21 protein-coding genes are annotated in these 22,065 nt (G+C 64.3%); 6 read left to right on the top strand and 15 right to left on the bottom strand.

From position 1 onward, the window contains the following. Positions 1-191: 191 nt before the first annotated feature. Together CO669_RS36350 and CO669_RS16940 are read right to left on the bottom strand one after the other, a co-directional pair. Positions 192-392, bottom strand: a complete 201-nt coding sequence (locus CO669_RS36350) for a hypothetical protein (protein WP_097660931.1) — start codon at positions 390-392, stop codon at positions 192-194. A 612-nt stretch (positions 393-1,004) separates the two neighbouring features. Beyond that, positions 1,005-2,519, bottom strand: coding sequence for a caspase family protein (locus CO669_RS16940; protein WP_097660929.1), 1,515 nt, complete (start codon positions 2,517-2,519; stop codon positions 1,005-1,007). A gap of 199 nt (positions 2,520-2,718) precedes the next feature. Here CO669_RS16940 and CO669_RS16935 point away from each other — a divergent pair, with 199 nt between their 5' ends. From CO669_RS16935 to fabA, 4 genes are all read left to right on the top strand, one after another. Further along, positions 2,719-3,690 (top strand): AraC family transcriptional regulator, encoded by a 972-nt coding sequence (locus CO669_RS16935; protein WP_097660928.1) that lies wholly within the window; start codon positions 2,719-2,721, stop codon positions 3,688-3,690. Between the two features lie 298 nt (positions 3,691-3,988). Continuing rightward, positions 3,989-5,512 carry a DEAD/DEAH box helicase gene (locus CO669_RS16930; protein WP_097660927.1) on the top strand — a complete coding sequence of 508 codons (1,524 nt, stop codon included), beginning with the start codon at positions 3,989-3,991 and terminating at the stop codon, positions 5,510-5,512. 167 nt (positions 5,513-5,679) lie between these two features. Next, on the top strand, positions 5,680-6,747 hold the full coding sequence (locus CO669_RS16925; protein WP_097660926.1) for a GGDEF domain-containing protein: 1,068 nt from the start codon (positions 5,680-5,682) through the stop codon (positions 6,745-6,747). Positions 6,748-6,958: 211 nt separating this feature from the next. Then, positions 6,959-7,492 carry a bifunctional 3-hydroxydecanoyl-ACP dehydratase/trans-2-decenoyl-ACP isomerase gene (gene fabA, locus CO669_RS16920; protein ID WP_097660925.1) on the top strand — a complete coding sequence of 178 codons (534 nt, stop codon included), beginning with the start codon at positions 6,959-6,961 and terminating at the stop codon, positions 7,490-7,492. Positions 7,493-7,584: 92 nt separating this feature from the next. Here fabA and CO669_RS16915 read toward each other — a convergent pair whose 3' ends face one another. The 9 genes from CO669_RS16915 to CO669_RS16875 all read right to left on the bottom strand — a co-directional run bounded on the left by CO669_RS16915 (position 7,585) and on the right by CO669_RS16875 (position 16,472). Continuing rightward, complete coding sequence (locus CO669_RS16915; protein ID WP_198964065.1) at positions 7,585-8,007, bottom strand: TfoX/Sxy family protein; 423 nt, start codon at positions 8,005-8,007, stop codon at positions 7,585-7,587. A gap of 182 nt (positions 8,008-8,189) precedes the next feature. Then, positions 8,190-8,600: a HesB/IscA family protein gene (locus tag CO669_RS16910; protein WP_097660924.1), complete on the bottom strand. Its 411-nt coding sequence runs from the start codon at positions 8,598-8,600 to the stop codon at positions 8,190-8,192. 63 nt (positions 8,601-8,663) lie between these two features. Beyond that, positions 8,664-9,035, bottom strand: a complete 372-nt coding sequence (locus CO669_RS16905; RefSeq protein ID WP_018323035.1) for an SUF system Fe-S cluster assembly protein — start codon at positions 9,033-9,035, stop codon at positions 8,664-8,666. Then, entirely contained in the window at positions 9,032-10,279 is a 1,248-nt protein-coding gene (locus tag CO669_RS16900; protein ID WP_097660923.1) for a cysteine desulfurase, read from the bottom strand. The genes CO669_RS16905 and CO669_RS16900 overlap by 4 nt, the downstream gene beginning before the upstream one ends. Continuing rightward, a complete protein-coding gene (gene sufD, locus CO669_RS16895) occupies positions 10,276-11,580 on the bottom strand; it encodes a Fe-S cluster assembly protein SufD (RefSeq protein WP_097660922.1) in 1,305 nt (434 codons plus the stop codon). The genes CO669_RS16900 and sufD overlap by 4 nt, the downstream gene beginning before the upstream one ends. A gap of 12 nt (positions 11,581-11,592) precedes the next feature. Continuing rightward, positions 11,593-12,345 (bottom strand): Fe-S cluster assembly ATPase SufC, encoded by a 753-nt coding sequence (sufC, locus tag CO669_RS16890; protein ID WP_097660921.1) that lies wholly within the window; start codon positions 12,343-12,345, stop codon positions 11,593-11,595. A gap of 132 nt (positions 12,346-12,477) precedes the next feature. After that, positions 12,478-13,974 carry a Fe-S cluster assembly protein SufB gene (gene sufB, locus CO669_RS16885; RefSeq protein WP_097660920.1) on the bottom strand — a complete coding sequence of 499 codons (1,497 nt, stop codon included), beginning with the start codon at positions 13,972-13,974 and terminating at the stop codon, positions 12,478-12,480. Positions 13,975-14,087: 113 nt separating this feature from the next. Then, the gene (locus CO669_RS16880) at positions 14,088-15,227 is read right to left on the bottom strand and encodes a cysteine desulfurase family protein (protein WP_097660919.1); all 1,140 of its coding nucleotides are present in this window, start codon (positions 15,225-15,227) and stop codon (positions 14,088-14,090) included. Positions 15,228-15,278: 51 nt separating this feature from the next. After that, a complete protein-coding gene (locus CO669_RS16875) occupies positions 15,279-16,472 on the bottom strand; it encodes an acyltransferase family protein (protein ID WP_097660918.1) in 1,194 nt (397 codons plus the stop codon). 53 nt (positions 16,473-16,525) lie between these two features. Between CO669_RS16875 and CO669_RS16870 the strand changes: the two genes are divergently transcribed. Beyond that, on the top strand, positions 16,526-17,509 hold the full coding sequence (locus CO669_RS16870) for a LytTR family DNA-binding domain-containing protein (RefSeq protein WP_198964064.1): 984 nt from the start codon (positions 16,526-16,528) through the stop codon (positions 17,507-17,509). 338 nt (positions 17,510-17,847) lie between these two features. Then, positions 17,848-18,495: an alpha/beta hydrolase gene (locus CO669_RS16865; RefSeq protein ID WP_024337874.1), complete on the top strand. Its 648-nt coding sequence runs from the start codon at positions 17,848-17,850 to the stop codon at positions 18,493-18,495. Between the two features lie 106 nt (positions 18,496-18,601). On the opposite strand, the gene CO669_RS16860 is transcribed toward CO669_RS16865, so the two are convergent. The 4 genes from CO669_RS16860 to CO669_RS16845 form a co-directional block, all read right to left on the bottom strand. After that, entirely contained in the window at positions 18,602-18,925 is a 324-nt protein-coding gene (locus tag CO669_RS16860) for a DMT family transporter (protein WP_097660916.1), read from the bottom strand. An 11-nt stretch (positions 18,926-18,936) separates the two neighbouring features. Then, positions 18,937-19,614 (bottom strand): glutathione S-transferase family protein, encoded by a 678-nt coding sequence (locus tag CO669_RS16855; protein WP_097660915.1) that lies wholly within the window; start codon positions 19,612-19,614, stop codon positions 18,937-18,939. 92 nt (positions 19,615-19,706) lie between these two features. Continuing rightward, positions 19,707-20,942: a deoxyribonuclease II family protein gene (locus tag CO669_RS16850; protein ID WP_158228771.1), complete on the bottom strand. Its 1,236-nt coding sequence runs from the start codon at positions 20,940-20,942 to the stop codon at positions 19,707-19,709. A 50-nt stretch (positions 20,943-20,992) separates the two neighbouring features. Beyond that, entirely contained in the window at positions 20,993-22,048 is a 1,056-nt protein-coding gene (locus tag CO669_RS16845) for a hypothetical protein (RefSeq protein WP_097660913.1), read from the bottom strand. Between the last annotated feature and the right edge of the window lie 17 nt (positions 22,049-22,065).

Genomic DNA, 22,065 nt, shown 5'->3' with positions numbered 1-22,065 from the left:
TGGCTGGCCATCAACGTCGCGCTCGTCTATCTGCGCACGCGCCGGAGCCGCGATGCGGAGGAGAGCGAGCCGCGGGCCTAGCCTTGCTCGCGGCAAGAGCCGTATCGGCGGTTCGGGTCGGAACGGCAGTCGTTTCCTGACCCGCAACGAGAAAGGCCCACGCTGCGGACCTTTGACGGGCGGAGGCCAGACTATTTCTGATCCTCGTTGCTGGTCCCGGTGCCCGGACTGCCGATCGGCAACCCGTTCGGCGCATGACCGACGCCCGAGTTCCGCTCGGCTTGAGCCGCCGTGGGCGTCTTGCCGTTGGCGGTCGGAGGCTGAACGTTTGGATTGTTCTGGCTGTTGTTGGTGTTGACGTTGGCCCCGGTCGTGGTGCCATGCGTCCCCATTCCTGAAGGCGCCGACGGACCTGAATTGGCGCTGCTGGACGACGTGCCCGTTCCGGCAGCCGAACTCGCCGCAGATCCCGCGCCGCCCGTTCCTGTCCCGGCACCGGCACCCGCGCTGGCTCCACCACCCGCTCCGCCGGCTCCTCCGCCGCCACCGCCCCCTTGGGCAAGGGCCGCCGCCGTCGAGAAAGCAGCGCAGGTAAAGGCGACGAGAAGGGACTTGCGGATCATGGATTATCTCCCTGGTTTGCTGGACAATCCAGGAAGCTGCCGAGTTGTTCCTAGGGTCTGTGACTGTGCCGGACTTCTGCGGCCTCGGTCGCAGGATGCCGAAGCTATCAGCTTTCGTCGTTTTGCCAGAAGCTCAATGATGGCTGAACGACCGCGGCAAACGCTGCAAGAGCGAGGAAGGCGACGGCGACAAAAGCAATTGCGAACTCTTCCATGGAGTCTCCTGGCGCCACAGCCCAGGCGTGGATGCCGGATCGTTGCGGCAGCATGGTGGCTCCAAGGTGGATTTAACATGCCCTTTGAATAACGGTTCCGGGTCGGTGTAATCCATCAGTCATCACGCACCCCACTTGCCGCGACGCATCCGACAAAGCGCAATCCTCAATTGTTGCTCCGGCTCGCGCTCCTAAAACTCTTGATCTCCGACACGCTGCCGTCGCGATAGGTCAGCTCCACCGAGATCGACTGCGTGCTTGGGGCAAGCTTCATGTAGAGCGGCATGCCGGCAGTGATCGCGCTGGGGTCGCGCATGTCGCACGGCGGCATCTTCAGCACCTGGTTGGGTACGGCGGTGTCGATGCCGATGCGCACCTCGCGGATGGCGCAGCGATAGGACACGAGGTGCGTGTAGTAGACGAGCAGTCCGTTGAATTCGCGGAACGACAGCCAGCTCGTCGCGGTCATGTCGAGGATCTTGCGCTGGTCGCGGATCAGGGCGGCCTCGGGGTCGAACCGGATCGGGAACGGTCCCTGCATGTCGCCGGACTGGTCGACATAGCGGACCTCGATGGTGCCGGCCTGCGCATCCGGCGGCAGCTCGATCGACGGGTTCGGCATCCGCTTGCGCGTGCGCGGATCCAGCGTGTCGATGAAGCCGGTCTCGCGGAAGTCGCCCTTGCCGGCCATGCGCCAGGAAATGCCGAGCGTCGGGTCGGCAAAGGAGAACACCACGCTCCAGCCGCCATTGTGCCGCGAGAAGCTCGCGATCGGCGCATTGGTGGCCTCCTCCTTCGGCATCTGGGGCACCGACACCGGCGGCAGCGCCGCGAGCTTCTGCGGCGGCGGATCGGCCGGCCGCGCCGTGGCATCTTTCGCCATGCCGCTGAGGAAAACGTCGTCGACCATCTGGTCGAAATACACCGGCACCTGCCTGTGCTTCACGGTATCGGCCATCTCGCTGACGGCGCGGCGGGTGCGCTGCGCCACCTGCACCAGGTTTTCGCCGGGCTGGAGCAGCTCCTTGGCGAAGGTGCGCGTGAACACCGAATTGGGATTGGTGTCGTCATTGGACAGACGATCGAGCGCGGTCTGGCGGGGACCGGCCGAGAACACCGAGAACACGCCTTCGGGCAGTTGCGTCATCGGCGCGAGCCCGCCGGCGCCGGCGACCGCGCGCGTTCCCTTGCGCTCGAACGGGTTGTTGCGGCAGGCGTCGAACACCAGGATCGAGGTCCGCGCCTTCTTGTTCTGAAGGCGTTCGACGATGCGGTCCGCCAGGATGGATGCATCGCGCACCAATTCTTCCTGCCCTTCCGTCGCCGCAGGAACGTCGGTCGGCAGCAGATAGTTCTGGCCCGCGATCTCGAAACCGTGGCCGGCGTAGAAGAAGAACGCGGTATCGCCGGGCTCGATCGCCTTGTCGAAGGCGAGCAGCGTCTCGGAGAATTGCTGCCGGTTCTGGTTCTCTGCGACCATCACCGCGAAGCCGAGCTGCTTGAGCGTGTCGCCCATGGTGCGGGCATCGTTGACGGCCTTGAGCAGCTTTGGAACGTTCCTGTAATCGTTGTTGCCGACGACGAGCGCGACGCGCTTCTCGGCATGAGCGGGAAGCGCAAAGCCGCCGAGGCTCGCTGCAAGGCCAAGGGCCGCCAGAATTCTGAAAAGCCGACGCGTCATCGCAAGATTCCCGTTGCAGAACGGCGCCAAGCCGCTTCCTTCGAACGGCAGTTCATTGGACCCCCTGCCGCTGGGTGATAGTCGGCCCAGACGTAACGGCGGTTCAAGGAACCCGGGCTCCGGTTCCATGATCTGCCTATGGCAGATTCCCGCGGAATCTGCTCTTTCTAGGGCAATTGCGCTGCAAGCGGGGGCTGCCGTGTATCGCTGGTGTACCGACGAGGTCGAGCCGAACGATCGCTTCGACTATTGGCGCGAGGTGCGCTCCAAGGGCCTGTTCGGCGTCACTGCGGAGCTCGAGTGCGACCGGCGCGCGGACTTCTCCGGCGAATTCTCGCTGCGCCAGCTTGGCGGCGCCGGTCTCGTCGAGCTGAAGGCCTCAGCCTACACGGTCGAACGCAGCACGTCCGACATCGCCTACGCGCCGGGCGACGCCATCTGCGTCTACCAGCAGCTCGGCAGCGGCGGCTGGTTCGGCGGCATGCGCGGAAGCGACTTTGCGATCTCCCATGGCAACTTCGCCACCAGCCACACCGATCTGCCCTACCGCACCGCGCCGCTGGGAGCCGGCGGCTTCCACCTGCGTATCCTCAAGATCCCCGTCAGCAGCTTTCCGGTGCAGCACAAGCGCGTGCGCGAGCTTTCGCCCCGAACGTTCGCCGATCCGACCCTGGCGCCCCTGCTCGGCGCCTGTTTCGCCGATCTCAACGAGGCCGCGAATGATGCCGCGCTCGATGCGTCCTCCCTCGTCCAGGCCCTCGCCCATCTCGCACTGATCGAGCGCGGCATTGTCAGGCCCGGCAGCCGGCGCGGCCAGGCCGCGCTGCGGACCGCCCGCCACTCGCAGGCCCGCCATTTGATCGCGCGCCATTTGCAGGACCCGGACCTGGCGCCGACGACGGTGGCTGACGAGCTCGGCGTCTCCGTGCGCCATCTGCACATGCTGTTCGAGACCGCGGCGAAGAGCTTCTCGCAAACCGTCACGGACGAACGCCTGAAACAGAGCCGCCGCCTGATGCGCGAAGCGCCCGAGCGGTTGATCGCCGACATCGCGGCCTCCTGCGGCTTCGAGAGCCTGGCGACCTATTACCGGGTCTTCAATGCCGCCTACGGCATGGCCCCAGGCGACTTCCGATCCGACCTCCGGGCGCAGGGCTCGGAGGGGCGCTAGCGGCCGTTTTGGCGACACCGGTTGGAGCGCGGGCTTGGGCGGAAAACCCCAGTCGCGCCCGCTATTTGGCAAAAACCTCAGGTTTTTTAGGGCCTTCCCGCGCCCGCTCCATTGACTTTAGCCGATTCCCGCCTATGTTCCGGGTCGACGCGGCTCGGATCGAAGACCGATTCCCGAGCCTGGCGCTTTGTTCGCGTGAGTCAGCACCCCCAGCTTCTTTGAGAGCGCGCCGTTTCGGGGTGGAACGCGACAGCCTTATTACCCTCGATTCCGAACGGCGGTTTCGACCAGAGGCTCAATGTCCTTTTCAGATCTCGGACTGTCCGAAAAAGTCCTCGCCGCAGTGGCGGCCACCGGTTACACCACCCCCACCCCCATTCAGGAACAGGCGATCCCCCACGTCCTCGCACGCAAGGACGTTCTCGGCATCGCCCAGACCGGCACCGGCAAGACCGCGGCCTTCGTGCTGCCGATGCTCACCATCCTCGAAAAGGGTCGCGCCCGGGCACGCATGCCGCGCACGCTGATCCTCGAGCCGACCCGCGAGCTCGCGGCGCAGGTGAAGGAAAACTTCGACCGCTACGGCGCCGGCCAGAAACTCAACGTCGCGCTTCTGATCGGCGGCGTTTCCTTCGGCGACCAGGATGCCAAGCTGACGCGCGGCGTCGACGTGCTGATCGCAACTCCCGGCCGCCTGCTCGACCACACCGAGCGCGGCGGCCTGTTGCTCACCGGCGTCGAGCTGCTCGTCATCGACGAAGCCGATCGCATGCTGGACATGGGCTTCATTCCCGACATCGAGCGCATCTGCAAGCTCGTCCCGTTCACGCGGCAGACCCTGTTCTTCACCGCGACCATGCCGCCGGAAATCCGGCGTATCACCGAAGCCTTCCTGCACAACCCGCAGAAGGTCGAGGTCTCGAAGCCGGCCACTACGGCCGTCACCGTCACGCAGGTCCAGGTGCCTGCCGGGCGCGAGGCACATGAGAAGCGCGAGCTGCTGCGCCGCCTGCTGCGCGAGGCCAAGGATCTCAAGAACGCGATCATCTTCTGCAATCGCAAGCGCGAGGTCGCGATCGTTCACAAATCGCTGCAGAAGCACGGCTTCAGCGTCGGCGCGCTTCATGGCGACATGGACCAGTCGGCGCGCACGGCAGCCCTCGAACAATTCCGCAAGGGTGAGCTGCCCCTGCTGGTCGCCTCCGACGTCGCCGCCCGCGGCCTCGACATTCCCGAGGTCAGCCACGTCTTCAATTTCGACGTCCCCCATCACGCCGACGATTACGTCCACCGCATCGGCCGCACCGGCCGCGCTGGCCGCACCGGCACCGCGATCTCGATCGTGACGCCGCTCGACCAGAAGTCGATGGTGGCGATCGAGAAGCTGATCGGCCAGAGCATTCCGCGCGCCGAAGGCGACTACGAGGTCAATGCCGACGCAAGCGAGCAGAGTGACCGTCCGCGCGAGGCGCGCGGTCGCGATCGGGAACGCTCCCGCGGCGGACGCGGCAAGCCGCAGCGCGGCGGCCGCGATCGTGAGCGCAGCCATGAGCCGCGCGAACCGCGTGGCGAGCGTCCTGCAGCGGAAGCGCGGCCCGCCGCCGAGGCGAAGCCTGCGCGTGAACCGAGGCCTTCGCGCGAAGCCAGGCAGTCATCCGAGCCGCGTCATGGCTCGCGTCCGCAGGCGAATGCATCGCATGTGCCGTCGATCGGCCGTCCCGAACCGCGCCGCCAGCGCGAGGCTGACACCGAGCCGGGCGATCATTCGCATCTGCCGGCGTTCCTGCTCCGACCCGTGCGCTCGTCTCCCGCCGGTGCCTGACGCGCGCAAGCGCGCTCCAGGTTTCAGTTGCGGAAATGGAAGGCACACGTTTTTAGACGTTTCGAGGACGTATATTTACGGGGCGTTCACGATCGTCCGTTAGCCTACGAACATAATTTAAGCATTGCTGCGGTCGTCGGCGCACCGACCGCTGTGGGGTATGTTCCGTGGTCAAGGTGCTCGACGAACACGAACGCACAATGGCGTTCGCTGAAGTAGCGCTCGGTCAGATCCGATCGCTTCGGCAGACGGCGATTCCCCGCAATTACGAGATCTGGTACGTCTACGCCACCGGCTACAACGCGCCGCTGAACAAGATCATCAACGAGACGCTGGCGCGCAGCGGCAAGCTGACTGAAGCCGACCTCGAGCAGATCTACGAGACCTATCTCTCCCATATCAAGACCACCGATCGCATCGACAAGGTCGGCGCGCGCGTCATCGGCGAGATCGACGACGTCATGCGGGTCTTGGGCGATGCACTCGGCATGACCGGCTCCTACGATGCCAGCCTGTCGGGCGCGACCGCGAAACTGTCCGCGGCCAAGAGCCGCGACCAAATCAAGGCGATCGTCGAGACCCTGCTGCGCTCGACCAGCGAGATGCGCGACACCAACAAGGCGCTGGAAGACCGCCTGACGCTGTCGAAGAACGAGATCAGCAATCTCCAGCAGAGCCTCGAGGCGATCCGCGCCGAGAGCCTGACCGATCCACTCACGGGTCTTGGCAATCGCAAATATTTCGACCGCATGATCGGCATGGCCGTGCAGAACGCACTCGCCTCGGGCGAGCCGCTGTCGCTGCTGCTGTTCGACATCGATCACTTCAAGTCGTTCAACGATTCCTACGGCCATCTCACCGGCGACCAGGTGCTGCGGCTCGTCGGCCTGTCGCTGAAGCAGACCATCAAGGGCCAGGACATCACCGCGCGTTACGGCGGCGAGGAGTTCGCGGTCGTGCTGCCCAACACCGCACTGCGTCAGGCCCTCACGGTGGCCGACCACATCCGCCGCGCGGTGATGGCCAAAGAATTGAAGAAGAAATCCACCGGCGAGATCCTCGGCCGCGTCACCATCTCGGTCGGCGTCTCCATGCTCAAGCCCGGCGACGATCCCGACGCCCTGATCGAGCGCGCCGATGCCTGCCTCTACGCCGCCAAACGTAACGGACGCAACCGCGTGATCTGCGAAGCCGATCCGGAATACGCGGTCGAGACCCACAGCCGCGTGGCGTAGGCTTTCGCTAACTGCCGTAGGGTGGGCAAAGGCGCATAAGCGCCGTGCCACGACCTCGGCATGATCGAGCCGGATGGTGAGCACGCTTCCGCCTTCGCTCTGCGAGCTACGGCGGACAAGTCGATTTGCCCACCCTACGGCACCGCCGCTTGACATTCTTCGGTGGCGAGCAACATCTTCCTCGCTGTCTGAACATCGAGGACGTGTCGTCGTGCCCAACAACCCTCGTGACTTCCACACGCCGCAACCGTCATACACCAGGGACGAGCTGCTGAGATCGAGCGAGGGCGGCTATTTCGGCCCCGGCAACGCGCAACTGCCGGCGCCGCCGATGCTGATGATGGATCGCATCACCGACATCAGCCTGGACGGCGGCGCGTATGGCAAAGGCCACGTCGTCGGCGAGCTGGATCTCACGCCTCACCACTGGTTCTTCGATTGCCACTATCGCGGCGACGCGATGATGCCGCCGACGCTGGGGCTCGACGCCATGTGGCAGATGGTCGGCTACTGGCTCGGCTGGTCGGGCTCACCGGGCAAGGGCCGCGCCATCGGCGTCGGCGACGTGGAGTGCACCGGCACCGTCACGCCTGCTACAAAGAGCGTGCGCTACGAAGTCTCAATGCGCATGGTCAGGCGCGGCAAGCTGGTACTCGGAATTGCCGACGGCCGCGTGCTCGCGGACGGCGTCTGCGTGTTCACGGCCAAGGACATGCGGGTCGGCCTGACCCAGGCGGTGGAGTAAGGTCTCGTAGGGTGGGCAAAGGCGCATCGCGCCGTGCCCACGACTCCTCGCGATGACAATCCCAATCGTGGGCACGCTTCGCTTTGCCCACCCTACCGCACCGTCTTCGTGATTGCCTTCTTGACCAACCGCTTCTTCCCAGCGGCTTTCTTCGGCACCGCTTTCTTCGCCGCCTTCTTACCCTTCGGCCGCGTCTTCACCTTGGCGCGCTGGGCGGCCGCGAGCGCCGCCCTCGCCCACTGCACGAAATCCTCGGACTCGTCGAACAGCCGCGCCGGCAGCTCCCAATAGGAATTGACCACCACCGTCTTGGCGCGGGTCGAATACTGAAACGGCTTAGAGCCCTCCGCCTCGAAATCGGGAATGGTCACCTCGTCGGCGCGGAAGAACAGGCCGGCGCGGAGCGACAGCGCGAAGTTGATGCCGTCGGCGGAGATGCCGTAGCCGGAGAACATCTTGCGGATGGTGACGGGCCCGAAATCGGCGAACAGGTCAATCAGGAATTCGCGGTCCATGGCCCAACTCTCTCCCCGGCGTCGTCCCTGCGAACGCAGGGACCCATAACCACAGGGAGGAGTTTAACGAAGACTTTTCATCGCGCCAGCTTCGGTGCGAACACCGCCCATCACCAGGGGATCACGCGTTATGGGTCCCTGCGTTCGCAGGGACGACAGCGGAGCAAGCTGCGAGAATCGGCTTACCCGTCGATCTTGGCCGGTCGCAGCTCGACCGACTCGCCGCAACCGCAGGCGGAGATCTGATTGGGGTTGTTGAAGACGAACTGGGCCTGCATCTTGTCGGCCTTGTAGTCCATCTCGGTGCCGAGCAGGAACAGCACGGCCTTCGGGTCGACCAGGATCTTGACGCCCTTGTCCTCGACGACCTCGTCGGTCGGGCGGATCTCGTGGGCGTATTCGACCGTATAGGACTGACCGGCGCAGCCGCCGTTCTTCACGCCGACGCGCAGGCCCACGATCTCGGAATCAGCGCGGCTCGTCAGCTCGCTGATGCGCTGGGCGGCAGCATCCGTCAGCCGCATCACCTGCGGGCGCGGACGCCGCGGCTTCGGAGTGGATGCTGGGGTCGAGCCTGACGAAATCTGGGTCATGTCAATGATGTGGTCCGTTGCGGCGCGAATTCAATGCCGAGGATTCAAAGCAAGCGTTACGCGTCACCACATGTTGAGGACGAGGCGGGCCTCGTCGCTCATGCGCTCGGGCGACCACGGCGGCTCCCAGACGACCTTGACGTCGACCACGCCGACGCCGGGCACGCTGGCAACGGCGTTCTCGACCATGGTCGGCAGCTCGCCGGCGGCCGGACAGTTCGGCGTCGTCAGCGTCATCTGGACGTCGACCGAGCGGTCGTCCTTGATCTCGACCTTGTAGATCAGGCCGAGCTCGTAAATGTCGGCCGGGATTTCCGGGTCGAACACGGTCTTGAGCCCGGCGATGATCTCCGTGGTCAGGCGCTCGGTCTCCTCCGGCGGAAGCGCCGAATGGGTCTCCATCGGACTAGCTTTGATTTCGGCCGTGTCACTCATGCGAACAAATCCCGCGCCTTCAACAGCGCCTGTGCCAGATGATCGACTTCTTCCCGCGTATTATACATGCCGAACGAGGCCCGGCAGGTGGCCGTCACGTTGAACCGCTCTAAAAGCGGCATCACGCAATGGGTTCCGGCGCGCACCGCGATGCCCTGGCGGTCGATCACGGTGGCGACGTCATGGGCGTGCGCGCCCTTGAGCTCGAAGGAAATCACCGGACCCTTGCCCCGCGCCGTGCCGATCAGCCGCAGCGAGTTGATCTCGCGCAGCTTCTCCTGGGCGTAGGCCGTGAGATCGGCCTCGTGCGCGGCGATGCGTTCCTTGCCGATCGAATTGACGTAGTCGATGGCCGCGCCAAGGCCGACGGCCTCGACGATCGCCGGCGTGCCCGCCTCGAATTTGTGCGGGGGATCGCCATAGGTGACGACGTCGCGCGAGACCTCGCGGATCATCTCGCCGCCGCCATTGAAGGGACGCATCGCGACGAGATGGTCGTACTTGGCCCAGAGCACGCCGATGCCGGTGGGGCCATAGACCTTGTGGCCGGTGAAGACGTAGAAATCGCAGCCGATGTCCTGGACATCGATCGGCAGATGCACGGCGCCCTGGCTGCCGTCGACCAGCACGGGAATGCCGCGCGCATGGGCGATCCTCACGACGTCCTTGACCGGCACGATGGTGCCGAGCGCATTGGACATCTGGGTGATCGCGACCAGCTTGGTCTTCGACGTCAGCAGCTTCTCGAACTCGTCGATGAGGAAATTGCCCTCATCGTCGACCGGCGCCCACTTGATGACCGCCCCCTGGCGCTCCCTGAGGAAATGCCAAGGCACGATGTTGGAGTGGTGCTCCATGATCGAGATGACGATCTCGTCGCCCTCTTTGATGTTCGGCCCGCCCCAGGACGAGGCGACGAGATTGATCGCCTCGGTCGCGTTGCGGGTGAAAATCACTTCTTCGGTCCGGGGCGCGTTGATGAACTGCGCCACCTTGGTCCGGCCGCCCTCATAGGCTTCCGTCGCCGCGTTGGCGAGGTAATGCAGGCCGCGATGCACGTTGGCGTATTCGGACTGGTAGGCCTGCGTCATGCGCTCGAGCACGGCGCTCGGCTTCTGCGCGGAGGCTGCGTTGTCGAGATAGACCAGCTTCTTGCCGTACACCTGCATGGCGAGCGCCGGAAAGTCCTGGCGCACGCGCGCGACGTCATAGGCGCCGTTCTTGACTGCCGGATGCGTGCTCATTGGCGACGCTCCAGCCAGCGCTCGGCAATGCCGATCACGTGCTCGCGCAGGCCGTCATCGGCGATCTGCTCGATCGCCTCGCCCACGAAAGCCTGGATCAGCAGCGCCTGAGCCTGCTTCTCCGGCAGGCCGCGGGCCTTCAGATAGAACAGCAGGCTGTCGTCCAGCGCGCCGGCGGTGGCGCCGTGGCCGCAGGAGACGTCGTCGGCGAAGATCTCGAGCTCGGGCTTGTTGTCGGCTTCGGCCTCGTCCGACAGCAGCAGCGCGCGGGTCATCATCTTGCCGTCGGTCTTCTGCGCGTCGGGACGGACGATGATGCGGCCCTGGAACACCGAATGGGCGCGATCGTCGAGCACGGCGCGGAAGACTTCGCGGCTGACGCAGTTCGGCACGGCGTGATCGACCACCAGCGTGGTGTCGCCATGCTCGGTCTTCTTCAACAGGTTGACGCCGTTGGCGGAGAGCTCGCTGCCCTCGCCCGCCAGCGTGATGAAGCCCTGCAGGCGGCTCACCGCAGCGCCGGTGGTCATGTTGAAGAAATTGTACTTCACGTTGGCGCCGATGGTGACGAACTGCGAGGTCACGTTCACCGCGTCGGGCGCATCGTCCATCAGGCGGATGTAGGCGACGTCGGAATCATCAGCGACCGACACGAGGACGGCATCGTTGATCTGGTAGGCAGTGGCGCCCGCCGCGACAAAGGTCTCGACGATGGTGGCGCGCGAGCCCTTCCCGATCGTCACCTGTGACCGGCTGAATGCCGATGCCGACGCGGCGGTCGCGATATGAATGATCTGGATCGGCGCGGAGAGCTGGGCGCCGTCGGCGATCGACAGCACGACACCGTCCGTCGCCATCGCCGCGTTCAGCGCGATCACGGCATCAACGGTTGCGGTCTTCAGGAGACCAGCGTCCTTCTCCAGCGTCTCTCGCAGAGTCTTGAAGCCTACCTCGACGGCAAGCGCCTTCGCATCGGACAGGTCGGCCGCGAACACGCCGTCGACCAGCACCAGCTTGCGGGCGCCGTCGATCGCATGCGCCTTCACGGCGTCCGCAGCCCGCTTCAGCGCAGCCGCGTCGGGCGCGGCTGCCAGCGGCAGCACCTCGCCGACCAGCGCGCGCAGGTCGGTGTATTTCCATTCCTCGATCCGACGGTGCGGCAGGCCGAGACGCTCATAGGTCTCGAACGCCTCGCGTCGCACGGCGGTGACCCCAGGCGAACCTGGCAGCCGGCCTTCGGCGCTGGTGAAGAGATCGCTCACCGCGCGGCCCTTTCCGGTCTTTGCCACAGCAACGTTCATTGCAAACAATCCTTACGCGGCATCCTCGAACTGGGCGTAGCCGGACGCTTCCAGCTCCAGCGCCAGTTCCTTGCCGCCGCTCTTCACGACACGGCCCTTCGACATCACGTGCACGACGTCGGGCACGATGTAGTTCAGCAGCCGCTGATAGTGGGTGATGACGACCATCGAACGCTTGGGCGAACGCAGCGCGTTGACGCCGTCGGCCGCGATGCGCAGCGCGTCGATGTCCAGGCCCGAATCCATCTCGTCGAGGATGCACAGGCTGGGCTCGAACAGCGCCATCTGCAGCACCTCGTTGCGCTTCTTCTCACCGCCGGAGAAGCCGACATTGACGCCGCGCTTGAGCATGTCCTGCGGAATGTTCAGCGACTTCGAGACCTCGCGGACCTTCCTGAGGAAGTCCGGGGTCGAGAATTCATCCTCGCCGCGCGCCTTGCGCTGCGCGTTCAGCGCGGTGCGCAGGAAGTTCATGGTGGCGACGCCGGGAATCTCGACCGGATACTGGAACGCCAGGAACACGCCCTTGGCGGCGCGCTCGTCCGGCGACATCTCCAACAGATCTTCACCCTTGAACAGGATCTGGCCATCGGTGACCTCATAGCCGGGCTTGCCGGCGATGACGTGGGACAGCGTCGACTTGCCGGAGCCGTTCGGCCCCATGATCGCGTGGATCTCGCCTTCGTTCACGGTGAGCGTCAGCCCGTGGAGGATCTCACGCTCCTCGACACGAACCTTGAGGTCTTTCACTTCAAGCAAAGCCATAATGTTTTTCCATCTATCCCCTCATCCTGAGGAGCGCCGAAGGCGCGTCTCGAAGGATTGAGGCCAACAATCTTTCCGGGATCCGTCCTTCGAGACGGCCGCTTGCGCGGCCTCCTCAGGATGAGGTCCGAGCTAGCCGACCGATCCTTCAAGCGAGATCGAGATCAGCTTCTGCGCTTCCACCGCGAATTCCATCGGCAGTTGCTGCAGCACGTCCTTGACGAAGCCGTTGACGACGAGGCCGACAGCCTCCTCCTGCGAAAGGCCGCGCTGGATGCAGTAGAACAGCACGTCCTCGGAGATCTTCGACGTCGTCGCCTCGTGCTCGAACGTCGCCGAGGAGTTCTTGGCCTCGATATAGGGCACGGTATGCGCGCCGCATTTGTCGCCGATCAGCAGCGAGTCGCAGGCGGTGAAGTTGCGTGCGCCGGTCGCCTTGCGATGCGCGGTGACGAGGCCGCGATAGGTGTTCTGCGACTTGCCGGCCGCGATGCCCTTGGAGATGATCCGGCTCGACGTGTTCTTGCCGAGATGAATCATCTTGGTGCCCGAATCGACCTGCTGGAAGCCGTTCGAGATCGCGATCGAATAGAACTCGCCGCTCGAATTGTCACCGCGCAGGATGCAGCTCGGATACTTCCAGGTGATGGCTGAGCCGGTCTCGACCTGGGTCCAGGAAATCTTGGAGCGGTCGCCGCGGCAGTCGCCACGCTTGGTGACGAAATTGTAGATGCCGCCCTTACCTTCCGAATTGCCGGGATACCAGTTCTGCACCGTCGAATATTTGATCTCGGCATCGTCATGCGCGACGAGCTCGACCACGGCCGCGTGCAGCTGGTTCTCGTCACGCTGCGGCGCGGTGCAGCCTTCGAGATAGGAGACGTACGCGCCCTTGTCGGCGATGATCAGCGTGCGCTCGAACTGGCCGGTGTTGCGCTCGTTGATGCGGAAATAGGTCGACAGCTCCATCGGGCAGCGCACGCCCGGCGGCACGTAGACGAACGAGCCGTCGGAGAACACCGCCGAGTTCAGCGTCGCGTAGAAATTGTCCGAGGTCGGAACCACCGAGCCGAGATACTTCTGCACCAACTCGGGATGCTCGCGGATGGCTTCAGAGATCGGCATGAAGATCACGCCGGCCTTCTTCAGCTCCGCCTTGAAGGTGGTCGCGACCGAGACCGAATCGAAGACTGCGTCGACCGCGATCTTGCGCTTGTTCGGATCTTCCTCGCCCGGCTTGGGTTCGACGCCTTCGAGCATGGCGACTTCCCGCAAAGGGATGCCGAGCTTCTCGTAGGTCTTCAGGATTTCCGGATCGATCTCGTCCAGTGACGTGACCGTCTTCTTCGGCTTCGGCGCCGAATAGTAATAGAGGTCCTGGAAGTCGATCTTGGGATAGTCGACGCGCGCCCAGGTCGGCTCCTGCATGGTCAGCCAGCGCCGATAGGCTTCCAGCCGCCACTGGAGCATCCAGTCGGGTTCGTTCTTCTTCTGCGAGATGAACTTAACGGTGTCTTCCGACAGCCCCTTGGGAGCCTTGTCGGATTCGATCAGGGTCTCAAACCCATAACGATACTGGTCGACGTCGATGCGCTTCACGCGCTCGACCGTCTCTTGTACGGCTGGCATTCCATCCTCCGCTCGCGGTTTCAAGGACCGCGGTGGATCAATCTCGGACGACTATTACGATGTTTCTGTGCGGAAAGCACGGGCTTAGAACCGTTCAAGCCGTGTTTCATCGCTTAAGTCTTAAGTAGGCTATTACCGAGCTTTCGCCAAGCCTCTAACGCCCTGTTGATGTCTTCTGGTTCCGTGGACCAGCCCAGACTGAGGCGCACCGCTCCCTGGGCGACCGTTGGATCGAAGCCCATGGCGGACAAAACGTGCGACGGTTGGACCTTGCCCGAGGAACAGGCCGAACCGGAGGAGACGGCGATGCCTTCGAGGTCGAAGCCGATCACGGCCGTCTCGGCCTTGAGGCCGGGCGCGGTGAACAGAACGGTATTTGGCAACCTCTCAACCTCGCTTGAGAAGATCGTCGCGCCAGCGATCCCTCGGACGCCATTTTCCAAGCGATTCCTGTTGGTTACCATGCGCTCCGCATCCTCCGGGAGAGCCTGAAGCGCGACCTTCACCGCCGCCCCGAAGCCGGCGATGCCGGCGACGTTCTCGGTTCCGGCGCGGCGGCTCTGCTCCTGCCCCCCGCCCCGCAGCACCGGCTCCAGCCCGGCGATTCCCTCGGCCACGACCAGTGCACCAATACCCTTGGGACCGCCGATCTTGTGCGCAGAAAAGGTCGCAAGGTCGGCGCCTACAGTCTTGATGTCGAACGGGATTTTGCCCAACGCCTGGATCGCATCGACATGCAGCAGGCCGCCGGCCTCGTGAACAATCGTTGCCGCCTCGGCGACCGGCTGGATTGCGCCCGTCTCGTTGTTGGCGGCCATGATCGAAACCAGCGCCGGCGGACCGTCCTTGAGCTGGGCTCTCAGATGCTCGAGGTCGACCACGCCGGAACGGGTGACCGGGATCTGACCGATTGCGGCGCCCGTGAACCGGCCCCCCGCCAGCACCGAGGCATGCTCGACCGCAGAGACCAGCAGTCGCTCCACCGGTCCGCCGGACGGCCCCCGCAGCCCCGGAGACAGGGCCAGCGCGTTGGCCTCGGTTCCGGCCGAGGTAAAGGTCACGTTCCGCGGCAGGGCCCCCACGGCCGCGGCAAGGAGAGCGCGGGCCTCCTCGACCACACGCCGCGCCTCCCGCCCCTCGGCATGGACCGAGGACGGATTGCCGATCAGGTCATAGGCGGCAACCATCGCCGCCCGCGCCTCGGGGCGCAGCGGCGTGGTCGCGTTCCAGTCGAGATAGACCCGGGTCGGCATGTCGCCCTCTTAGCACCTTTTGCCGTCCGGCCAATCGGACGGCCGTGCGCATCAGGCCGGCTGATGCTGCTCCATCCTGGCAACCGTCCGCGGCACCGCGCGCAATCCGAACAGCGGCCGCAGCCAGGCGATGCGCTGAACGATTTCATAGGTCGCCATGCATGTGAGCGCAGTCCCGATGATGACAATCGAGGCCTCGCTCCCAGCCGAAAGACCGCTGCCGTGCAATTGATGCGCGATCACGATGATCCCGGTCTGATGCACGATGTAATACGGAAAGATCGCGTCGGTCAGATAGCGCCGCACGGGGCTGTCAGCCGTGACGTAGCGCCGCGCAAAGCCAAGCACGGCGGCGATGGCAAGCCACTGATAGCAACCATAGGCCGAGGCTGCGAAAGACTTCAGCGCGGGCGACGGCGCAAACAGACCGGCGCGAACCAGGATGAAGGCCGAGAAGCAGGCGGCCGCAGCCACCAGTGCCGCCCAGCGCTGGCGCTCGACCTCGCGCCAGATCCCCTCCTGCTTCGCCAGCAGGAAACCGATCAGGAAGGCCGTCGCGTGGTCCGCGTGGTTGTACCAGTCGCCGAACAGCGCATGCGTCGACGGGAATGCCGGGAACAGCACCAGGCGCCAGGCCACGAACAGCAGGCACGGCACGATCAGGAGCCATGGCCCGGCGAGCGCGCGAGCCAGCGTCCGGCCCAGCCAGTCAGCGCCGGCCGGCCACAGCGCGAGCACGCCGATCAAGGCCATCGTGTAGACCCAGAGATAGACCACGAACCAGAGATGGTTCCAGGTCGGCAACACGATGCAGGGGTTCGGACAGAACTGCGCACCGAAGGCAAAGTAGTGCCTGGTGTAGAAATCGACGAAGCCCGCGGGATAGCCGAGGCTCTCCACGATCTGGACATAGGACTGCGGCGGCACGATCACGAGCATGCCGAAGATCAGCGGGATCAGCAGCCGTGCCGACCGCGCAGCGGCAAGCGAGGCCAGGCTGGATTTGTCGAGCATGAAGCGGGTGGCCACCCCGGACACCAGGAACAGCAGCGACAGCCGCCAGGGGTTGAGGAACAGCATCACCGGTTCCAGCCAGGTCAGCCGGTGCACGCTCTTGATGTGAAATCCCCAGGACACATAGAGCATACCGACGTGGTAGAAGATCAGCAGCCCGAAGGCTAAAATCCGCACCCAGTCCAGATCGATACGCCTATCAGAGCTTTGGAATTGCTGTGGTGTTGTCATGGTTTTCTGCTCCTGGAGGGGACGACGAACGCGGTTTTCGAGCCAGGTCGAAAATGGCTGACGCCGAAAATGCGCCGCCGGCGGCCCGCGTCGAGACGGTTTGGGATCAGAATCGGACGCGAGGGGACGAGCCGCCTGCGGCTGGGACGAGTCGCGGGCCCTTCGGGACCAGCGGCGGCGACCGGACGACATTCGCTGCGATTGCGGCGGTCGCGCTTGCGATCGGAATCGTCAATGCGTTTTCGGGCGCCCAGGACGCCGCCTGGCGCGGCGACAGCTACGACATCGGCCGGCGGTTGTTCTGGGAGATGTCGAGCATCGCCGTCATCCTGCTGCTGCTGCCGATCCCGGTGCTGGCGGTCCGCCGCATGCGCCGGACGCCCGGCCTCGCCGCACGGGTCGGAATCGGGAGCGTCGCCCTGCTCGGCTTCTCAGCCCTTCACATCACCGGCATGGTCTGGGTGCGGAAGCTCGCGCTCTGGCTCGCCGGAGGCGCCTACGATTTCCGTTTCTCGCTCGCGACGGTCCTTTATGAATTCCGCAAGGACGCCGTGGCCTTTGTCCTGATCGCCGGCACGCTCTGGCTGCTCGAAAGCCGGCGTGAGCTGAAGACCGCCACAGTCGCGCCGCCGGCTCCGCAACAACCGTCGCCTCCCGACGTGATCTGGCTGCGCGACGGCACGAGCCGCATCCGCGTGGTACCGCGCGACATCCTCTGGGTCGCGTCCGCCGGCAACTACATCGAATACAGCCTCGCTGACGGCACCCGGCACCTGATCCGGGGCACGCTCGCAGCGGCAGAAAGCGAGCTGTCGCGCTTTTCGATCGTTCGCGTTCATCGGACCAGGCTTGCCAATCTCGACCGGGTGAGCGGCGTGGACCTCAGGGCTTCCGGAGATTTCGAGCTCGCCTTCGACAACGGACAGACGCTCGGAGGCAGCCGGCGTTACCGGCCGGCGGTCGCCACGCTCGGAAGCCGAAGCGTCCCGGAGGGAATCGCCTCCGGCGATCGGCCGACGATCCATAAACAGTCATGATTCCAACCGGTTGATCGGTATGCGAGAGCGGCGCATCCAGCTCCTGCCGTCGCCCGGTTAAATGCGGTCCGCATCCCGCCACCGGGGGCAGGCCCGGCATGACGCCGCGATGACGATCTAAGCTCTTGAGCCCATTGAGAGATGTCGAAGAAGCTTGCTTTTTGACCCTTGCCTCGTGTTAGAAGCGCGCGTCAGTTCACCTGCGCGCCACTCGCGCATCATCCGAGGGCGCGCCTCTCCACCCTTCATCCGTGCTCTCGCCGGCGGCAGCGCTGGTAGAGCCACAATCGGACGATTGCGCAGGGATCACCTGCAAGGGACTCAATCAGAGATCATCCATGCCTGAAGTTATTTTCACTGGCCCTGCCGGCCGCCTCGAGGGTCGCTATCACCCGGCCAAGCAGAAGAACGCGCCGATCGCGATGATCCTGCATCCGCATCCGCAGTTCCACGGCACGATGAACCATCAGATCGTGTACCAGTGCTACTACGCCTTCGCCCATCGCGGCTTCTCGGTGCTGCGCTTCAACTTCCGCGGCGTCGGCCGCAGCCAGGGCTCGTTCGATCACGGCACCGGCGAATTGTCGGATGCGGCGGCCGCGCTCGACTGGGCACAGACCATCAACCCCGAAGCGCGCGCCTGCTGGGTCGCCGGCTTCTCCTTCGGCGCCTGGATCGGCATGCAGCTTCTGATGCGCCGTCCCGAGGTCGAGGGCTTCATCTCGATCGCGCCGCCGGCCAACCTCTACGACTTCTCGTTCCTTGCGCCCTGCCCGTCCTCGGGCCTGATCGTGCATGGCGAAAAGGACGCGGTGGTGCCGCCGAAGGACGTCAACACGCTGGTCGAGAAGCTGAAGACGCAGAAGGGCATCGTGATCGACCAGCAGATCATCCCTGGCGCCAACCACTTCTTCGACGCCAAGCTCGAGCCGCTGATGGAAACCATCACGGCGTACCTGGACATGCGGCTGGCGAACGTTCGCTGAGGCGCAGGCCTTGTAGCCCGGATGGAGCGAAGCGAAATCCGGGAAACCCGTGCTGCAGAAACACCCTTCCCGGATTGCGCCTCGCTCCATCCGGGCTACGTGCACATCAAGCCAGCTTGAGCGCCACAATCCCCATCAACACGAGCGCGATGCCGGCCATCTTCATCGCGCTCAAGGTCTCGCCGAACAGCACGACGCCCATCACGAAGGTGCCGGCAGCCCCAATGCCGGTCCACACCGAATAGGCGACGCCGACGTCCAGCACCTTCAGGGCGCGCCCGAGCAGGACAACGAAGGCTGCGAGCAGCACCACCGAAACGATACTCCAGCCCGCCCGCGTGTAGCCTTCGGCGTACTTCATCGAGATCGCCCAGCCGACGTCGAGCGCGCCGGCGATCACCAGCATCAGCCACGCCATGGATTGCGACATCGGCGTCGCGCTCAGGCGGCGAGCTTGAGCAGATGCGCGTCGTGGCGAACGAGGAAGGCGCGCAGCAATTGCGGATAGTCCGCGCCGACGGCCGTGCGCACGCTCGGGCGCTTGGCCAGCTCTGCCCGCCACGCCCGCACCTTCGGCACATCCGCGAAGATGCCGTGCGCGGTCAGTTCGTCGAACAGGTCGAAGTAGCGGAAGATCGGTGCGAACACCGCATCGACGAGGCTGAACGCGCCACCTGCGAAATACGGGCCTGCGCCGAGCGCCGCTTCCACGCGCGCAAATTTTCCGACGAGCGCCTGGCGCTTGCTCTCGAACGTCGCCGGATCCGTCGTGGTCTCAAGGCCCCAGAGATCGCCGAGGATCGCCGAGCCGAACTCCATCCAGGCACGATGCTCGGCGCGCTTGAGCGCATCCGCCGGATGCAGCCTGGCGCCGTCTTGCGTCTCCTCGATGTACTCGCAGATCACGTTGCTCTCGAACAGCGCGACCTCGCCCTGCCCGGTCGTCACCACCAGCACCGGCACCTTGCCGAGCGGCGACAGCTTCAAAAACCAGTCGGGCTTGTTGGCGAGATCGATGTCGATCCGCTCGAACGGCACGCCCTTCTCCTTCAGCGCGATCACCGCGCGCTGCACGTAGGGACAAAGCTTGTGGCTGATCAGTTTCAGGGAGGCGGTCACGGCATTCCTCACAATAAATGCATCTGCATGAATTTTTCATGCGATTGCATGTATGTCAAGGACTCCAGCAGGCGCTTTCGATGGCCGTACCGTCACTTCATCGGCGCTGTATTTCCGTCGATCAGATCGGCAACACTGTCGTGCAACGGCTTGTTGTCGATCACAAAAAACAAGCCGCCGCGACCGTTCTGGCTGCTGGCGCAACCCGGCGGATTCAATGCGCCCTGCTGATTCAGATCGCCAAAGATAACGTAGCTGTGACCACCCGCGCTCGAGACCCCGATCTTCGCGTGGTTGGACGGAGCGTTCAGCTTGATCGGCTGGTCTTTCCATGCGCCCGTCAGCGCAATGGCGACCGGCCCGGGTTTCTTGTCCAGCTCGAACGGCTCCAGGCACTTCACCTTCGAATTCTTGTTGGTGGAAGGAATTTTGGGTTTGGTCCACCACGTCGCGCTTCGCTCGGCGGTGCCGTTGAGGACCGCCGACACGAACTCCCATGGAGGCGCGGTCAAACTCGCCGTCTTGGCAATCAGGATCACCTTGGTCGACAGATCCTCGCGCGTGAAGAAATCTCCCGCCGCGGTGCCCGGCTTTTTCTTCTTCGGAAGTTCACCGAGCTCGCCGACCAGTTCCTGAACATCATCCGGACCGCCGTTTCGAACGATCTGTTTCTTGGTCGGATCGGTGGCCACACCCGCCGCCTTCAGTCCCTTGAGAACCTTGACAAGATCGTCCTTGGTCAGCTTGAGCGCGAAGAAATGCTGGCTGGCCAGCAGATTGTTGTTGCTGCTGATGCATCCAAGAGTGTTGCCGGCCTTTCGAACGATGCGGTTGCTGCCCGAACCCGGCCATGACGGCGTCGAAACCTGCATGACAAAGCCCTCGCCTGCATCGTTCCAGGCGAGCAGCCCCTTGGAATGGCCCCATGGCGAGTTGGCCGATTTGATTGGGTCGCCGTAGAACTGATCGTTCCAGATCAGATAGAAGAAATGACCGTTGTAGACCTGATCGAAGGTGGCGCCGACCGGATCGGTGGTCGTGGCTCCGACGCAGCCCTTGCCCTGGCTCAACTTGCCTGCGCTGCTGCTCGCGAACGCGAACTGCTGGCCGAAGCGGTCCTTTGCCCGTACTTTGCCGCCAAAGATGCAGGCACGCGGTCCCTCGACGGGACCGCAGCCAGCGAACGACTTCTGGGCGTTGAACTTGAAGGTGAACCACCAATCGACCGGCTGGCCATCCTTTTGAAGCAACGGACGCGGCGTGTCCTCGGCACACCAAGCCGAAGCGCCGGCGAATGTGAGCGCAAGGCCCAGCAGAAGCTTGATCACCCGGCCTCGCAACGGCCGCCAAGCCCCCGCGGCACGCGCTTCAGCCGGCCTCATCTTTTCGGTGTCCCGTCCGTCGCTGCGCCCATGCCCTCTGCGGGAGGAATTGCGACCTTCCTGTTTCTCGCCCGTCGGGGCTGCGCATTGGCTCCGTCTTCCCCTCCGCGTTTTTTGTTCGCTTCGTCCGGCGATCCATCGCCGCGCTGATCTTTCGGGAGCGCGGCTTTTTTTCCAGCCTGCTGCTTGGGGTTCAGATCGGAGTTGTCCCTCGGGAATATCGCGGCCACGATACGCTCGATCGTGTTGAACAAGAAGTCGGTGCTGTAGCCGGCAACGAAACCGAGCGCCGCTGAGCTCAAATGCAGCGTGTCGCCGCTGTCACTGTCGACGAGGTAATCGACAAACAGGATGATCGCGCCACCGGATATGGCGCCCAGCAGCACGCGATTGAAATATTCCGGCTTGCGTCGCAAGTCGAAGCAACGCTGATAGATGAAATAATGCGCCGATCGCAGCAGGTAGGCGCAGGAGCCGAGAGCGCCGTAGCCCCAGGGCAGAAGGATCTGCGCCAGGTTCCGCTGCCAGGCATATCGCGTGGTGTCTGCATCAAGACCCCAGTAGTAGACGAGGCACTCGCCGGTCAGGATCGCTATCGCGATAACGATCGAGACGAAGGAAAACCGCCGCGTAAATCGCAGCGCAGGAGAATTGCCGATCAGACGATTCCACCACGTCTCCGACTCATCCGAGATCGACGTGATGGCGCGCGTCGCATCAAGCGTCTCCGCCGTCACCGGACTCGCAAAAGTCGCGAGCCGGTAATAGGCGCGCTCGAATTCATTCCAGTCGGTCGCCGAAATGCTGCGCCCGGGTTGCGGTGCCGTTCCATCGCCCGTGGCCAATATCCCAAGTTTGACGGCGGCCCCCTGGACGACTTCAATCGCGTCGAGCGGCACTGCCTCGCCGCTTGCCGATTGGAAACCGGTACTCAGCACGTATTCGGACAGTGATAATGCGCCGTTGATCTGGCCGCGTGTATAGCTGCTGTCGAGCGTGACGACGCCTTGGGACTCGGCAATGCCCTGCGCCGGCGAATTTTCGTCCGCCATGGGAAATCTCCGCTACT

It is taken from the genome of Bradyrhizobium sp. Y36 (assembly GCF_002531575.1).
Classification (GTDB): Bacteria; Pseudomonadota; Alphaproteobacteria; order Rhizobiales; family Xanthobacteraceae; genus Bradyrhizobium.
The sequence above is the reverse complement of the archived record's forward strand: the minus strand, read 5'-3'. Positions and strand labels throughout refer to the sequence as shown.

What these genes read in the sequence shown, in the direction of transcription:
- CO669_RS36350 (WP_097660931.1), bottom strand. Translation starts at nt 392, where the DNA reads ATGGGGACGCATGGCACCACGACCGGGGCCAACGTCAACACCAACAAC.
- CO669_RS16940 (WP_097660929.1), bottom strand. Translation starts at nt 2,519, where the DNA reads ATGACGCGTCGGCTTTTCAGAATTCTGGCGGCCCTTGGCCTTGCAGCG.
- CO669_RS16930 (WP_097660927.1), top strand. Translation starts at nt 3,989, where the DNA reads ATGTCCTTTTCAGATCTCGGACTGTCCGAAAAAGTCCTCGCCGCAGTG.
- CO669_RS16915 (WP_198964065.1), bottom strand. Translation starts at nt 8,007, where the DNA reads ATGGACCGCGAATTCCTGATTGACCTGTTCGCCGATTTCGGGCCCGTC.
- CO669_RS16910 (WP_097660924.1), bottom strand. Translation starts at nt 8,600, where the DNA reads ATGACCCAGATTTCGTCAGGCTCGACCCCAGCATCCACTCCGAAGCCG.
- CO669_RS16905 (WP_018323035.1), bottom strand. Translation starts at nt 9,035, where the DNA reads ATGAGTGACACGGCCGAAATCAAAGCTAGTCCGATGGAGACCCATTCG.
- CO669_RS16900 (WP_097660923.1), bottom strand. Translation starts at nt 10,279, where the DNA reads ATGAGCACGCATCCGGCAGTCAAGAACGGCGCCTATGACGTCGCGCGC.
- sufD (WP_097660922.1), bottom strand. Translation starts at nt 11,580, where the DNA reads ATGAACGTTGCTGTGGCAAAGACCGGAAAGGGCCGCGCGGTGAGCGAT.
- sufC (WP_097660921.1), bottom strand. Translation starts at nt 12,345, where the DNA reads ATGGCTTTGCTTGAAGTGAAAGACCTCAAGGTTCGTGTCGAGGAGCGT.
- sufB (WP_097660920.1), bottom strand. Translation starts at nt 13,974, where the DNA reads ATGCCAGCCGTACAAGAGACGGTCGAGCGCGTGAAGCGCATCGACGTC.
- CO669_RS16880 (WP_097660919.1), bottom strand. Translation starts at nt 15,227, where the DNA reads ATGCCGACCCGGGTCTATCTCGACTGGAACGCGACCACGCCGCTGCGC.
- CO669_RS16875 (WP_097660918.1), bottom strand. Translation starts at nt 16,472, where the DNA reads ATGACAACACCACAGCAATTCCAAAGCTCTGATAGGCGTATCGATCTG.
- CO669_RS16870 (WP_198964064.1), top strand. Translation starts at nt 16,526, where the DNA reads ATGGCTGACGCCGAAAATGCGCCGCCGGCGGCCCGCGTCGAGACGGTT.
- CO669_RS16865 (WP_024337874.1), top strand. Translation starts at nt 17,848, where the DNA reads ATGCCTGAAGTTATTTTCACTGGCCCTGCCGGCCGCCTCGAGGGTCGC.
- CO669_RS16860 (WP_097660916.1), bottom strand. Translation starts at nt 18,925, where the DNA reads ATGTCGCAATCCATGGCGTGGCTGATGCTGGTGATCGCCGGCGCGCTC.
- CO669_RS16845 (WP_097660913.1), bottom strand. Translation starts at nt 22,048, where the DNA reads ATGGCGGACGAAAATTCGCCGGCGCAGGGCATTGCCGAGTCCCAAGGC.